At 58.0% G+C, this 3,397-nt stretch carries 4 protein-coding genes; 2 read left to right on the top strand and 2 right to left on the bottom strand.

Annotated elements, in window-relative coordinates:
• Window positions 1-24 precede the first annotated feature (24 nt).
• A complete protein-coding gene (gene tilS / locus NW819_RS06685) occupies window positions 25-1,008 on the bottom strand; it encodes a tRNA lysidine(34) synthetase TilS (RefSeq protein WP_414328747.1) in 984 nt (327 codons plus the stop codon).
• 53 nt (window positions 1,009-1,061) lie between these two features.
• Entirely contained in the window at window positions 1,062-2,213 is a 1,152-nt protein-coding gene (gene hrcA / locus NW819_RS06680) for a heat-inducible transcriptional repressor HrcA (protein WP_414344420.1), read from the bottom strand.
• Window positions 2,214-2,640: 427 nt separating this feature from the next.
• On the opposite strand from hrcA, the gene NW819_RS06675 reads away from it, so the two are divergent.
• Window positions 2,641-2,943 carry an urease subunit gamma gene (locus NW819_RS06675; RefSeq protein WP_011433938.1) on the top strand — a complete coding sequence of 101 codons (303 nt, stop codon included), beginning with the start codon at window positions 2,641-2,643 and terminating at the stop codon, window positions 2,941-2,943.
• Window positions 2,944-2,992: 49 nt separating this feature from the next.
• Window positions 2,993-3,397 (top strand): urease subunit beta (locus NW819_RS06670; protein WP_414413276.1); only part of this gene is annotated, 405 nt, incomplete at its 3' end.

The raw sequence follows: 3,397 nt of genomic DNA, 5'->3' as shown, positions 1-3,397 counted from the left end.
GGGGAAGTGGAATTAATGGAAAAATTAATGGAAACAAACCAAGTGATCCCCTTTCACTTCCAGCCAGTGCCCACCTGGATAATCGGGGCTACGGCTGCCTCGGTCTGCTTTTAAGAGCTGGATCCCGGCTTCTACCTGTTCAAAGGTGGGGTGGTGGGGCAACACCAGGGACAAAAACTGGAACATTACCTGCCGCTGCAGAGCCAAGGGGGCAGCCCGCAAGGGATCCCGTCGCAGCCCTGGCAAAGCGGGCTCATACACCTGCTGCCATAGCTGAGCTGCTTGGGCTACCACCAGCTCATGTTCTGCTTGGAGCAGCGTGGCAGCCCGATTCAGGGCCGCTTCCAGTTGCGGATTAAAGTGCTGCTTCAAGTAGGGCATCACCTCCAGGCGGAGACGGTTGCGGCCATGGGCCAGATCTTGGTTGCTGCGATCCGGCCAGACCGGCAATTGGTGCTGCTGGCAAAATTGTTCGGTTTCCCAACGGTATAGACCCAGCAGGGGTCGCACCACCTGGGCAGAGGTGGGATCCCGGTCGTCTAGGTGCCGCTGCCAATCCAGGCTGCTCAGCCCGGCGGCTCCTGTTCCCCGCAACAAGTTCCACAAAAACGTCTCTGCTCGATCCGTGGCCGTATGCCCCATCACCACGGCGCTGCAATCCCAGATGCGGGCCCATTTGTCCAGTTGTTGGTAGCGCCAAGCCCTGGCCCCTGCCTCATCTCGGCGGATGGGATCCGCAGTCTCAACGGCATGAGGCAGTCCCTGCTGCTGCAGCCACCCCTGCAAAAAGCGAGCACACTCCGTTTCATCTGCCGACCAGCGGTGATCGCAATGCAAAACGAAGAGCTGCCAGCCCCAGCGAGGCTGTAGATCCCGCAGGATTTGGAGCAGGCAAAAAGAATCTTGCCCGCCCGAAAAAGCCACCAGCAGCCGCTGGCCAGGGTGAAGAAGTTGCCGCTGCCGAATGGCGCACTGTACCCGCAGGTGGAGAGGAGAGAGCCTGGCCACAGCTTGTTATTGCTCAGGTGCAACCCAGACCCTGCCTGCCTTCATGGGATCCCTTAGGCAAGAGCCCGGGTCAGATGAGAGGCCACCGCCTGCACAGCAGCAATGCTGCGCTCGTAGGCCATTCGGGTCGGCCCCAGCAAGGTGACCGTACCCAGAGGAGCTGAGCGACGGTGGTAAGTGGAGGCGATAACCGTACAGTGGTGCAGAGACTCCAGTGGATTCTCGCTGCCAATGTAGATGATCACCGGGGTCTTGCGGGCAGACTGTCCCGACTCCTGATCCATCTCCGTTGAGCTCGGCAGAGAGGGCAAACCCCCATCGGCAAAATGGAGCCCAATCATCCCCTGAAGTTGCTTGGCTCCCTCCTCGATCAACTGCATCACTGCCTGCACCTGCCGGGCCTGGGAAAACTCCGGCTGACGCATCAACTCGGCCATACCGGCACTGAACACCTGCCCCAGAGAGGGCTGTAGACAGCGTTGCACCACCGAGCGCAGCAGTTGCTGGAGCCAATGGCCGTAGGTACGAAATTCTTCATCCAGTTTCAGCCAGCTCAGATCCTGCAACTCGGCAAAGGTTTTGCCCCGCAGCTTCAGGGTGAGAAAGTTGCTGAGCAATTGCAATTCATCTTCCAAATCCTCTCGGGAGTCGCTGGGCCAGTCGGGGGGGCTGACCAGAGCTGAATGGGTTTGATAGGAGTCGGTTACCACCAACACCATCACCCGCCCTGGCGCTACCGACACCAACTGCACATGATGAATGGCTACCACCGGCCCCTGAGGAGGGGTGATAAGAGCAATGCAACCGCTCAGATGGGCCAAAAGCTGGGCCACCCTTTGTAGGAGACTGTCCAAGTCATCTCCCAGCTCACGGCCAAGCTGATCCATCAACTGTTGCAGAGCGGGATGGGGATCCGGCTGAGGAGCATCGTGGGGGATCCCACCGCTGTTGGCGGAGGTCAACAAATCGTTGACATAAACCCGATAGCCAAAGTCGGAAGGAACCCGTCCGGCGGAGGTGTGAGGCTGAAACAGCAATCCCACTTGCTCAAGGGTGGCCAAGTCGTTGCGAATGGTGGCCGTGCTCACCCCAAAGTTATAGGACTGGGCCAAGGTTTTGGAACCGACAGGTTCAGCCGTCGCAATGTAGCTGCGCACCGTCGCCCAGAGAATCTTCCGCTGGCGGGGAGTCAGTTCGAGTTTCATAGCCGATCAAAAGAACCCAGTCAACGCCTATCAAAGGAAACTGTTAATACAGAGCCGGTAAATTGCTCCAGGATAAACCAACTCAGAGCTGAGATAGGAATCCAGACAGACTTTTACATCTTCTAATCTATATGCATCTATTGTTACTCTTTATATAGCGGGTTGCCTAGGAAGGAAGTTGCAAAACCCGATGTCGGAAGAGGTTGAGACTGCTGCTTGTGCAGGAGAGAGTGAAATCTCTTGTAGCCTGGGCTCCCCTTTTTTGCCCAGAGGTGGTAGAAGATGAACTACGGCTAGCCACCTTGTTGCGTAGCAACAGTCCGCTGCGCCAAGACTGGGGATTTCTGCGCATGAGTTCGGTCAACTCTAGGCCAACTGGGCCTGCTGCTGTCCTCTTTGTATCCTTTTTTATCTTTGAGGTTGCCCCATGTACTTATCCCCCCAGGAGAAAGACAAGTTGTTGATCTACCTGGCTGCCCAGTTGGCTCGGGATCGGCGGCAGCGGGGCCTCAAACTCAATTACCCTGAGGCGGTGGCCTACTTGAGCGCAGCAGTCTTGGAAGGGGCGCGGGAGGGGAAAACAGTCGCCCAATTGATGAGCGAGGGGCTGACGTGGCTGACCCGCGAGGACGTGATGCCCGGGATCCCAGAGATGATCCCGGAAATTCAAGTGGAGGCTACTTTCCCCGACGGAACCAAGCTGGTTACCCTACACCACCCCATTCGCTAGGGATCCCCCAGATGCTCCAAAGACCGAAAAACTTCAGGAGGTTGTCCCCATGCCCTCTGGCCGCAAATCCAAAACCACGCCTGGCGCCAACGCGGAGCCAGCCCTAATCCCAGGGGAACTGTTGCTGGCAGAGGATCCCATCCAAGCCAACGTCGGACGGGCCACCGTGACCCTGGAGGTTACCAACCGAGGGGATCGGCCCATTCAGGTGGGATCCCATTTTCACTTTTTTGAGGTGAACCGAGCCCTGGTTTTCGATCGCGCCGCCAGCTTTGGCATGCGCCTCAACATCCCTTCCGGCAACGCAGTGCGTTTTGAGCCAGGGCAAACCCATCGGGTAACGCTGGTGGCTTTGGGGGGCAAGGGGTTGGTGCATGGCTTCAATCGGCTCACGGAGGGCACGATACGCTCCGCTGCCCAGAAGCGGCTGGCTCTGGCCCGATTGCAGGAGTGG

Source organism: Synechococcus sp. R8-2, assembly GCF_047461715.1.
Lineage (GTDB): Bacteria > Cyanobacteriota > Cyanobacteriia > Thermostichales > Thermostichaceae > Thermostichus.
Note: the sequence above shows the minus strand (reverse complement) of the source record. Positions and strands in the feature narration are given on the sequence as shown.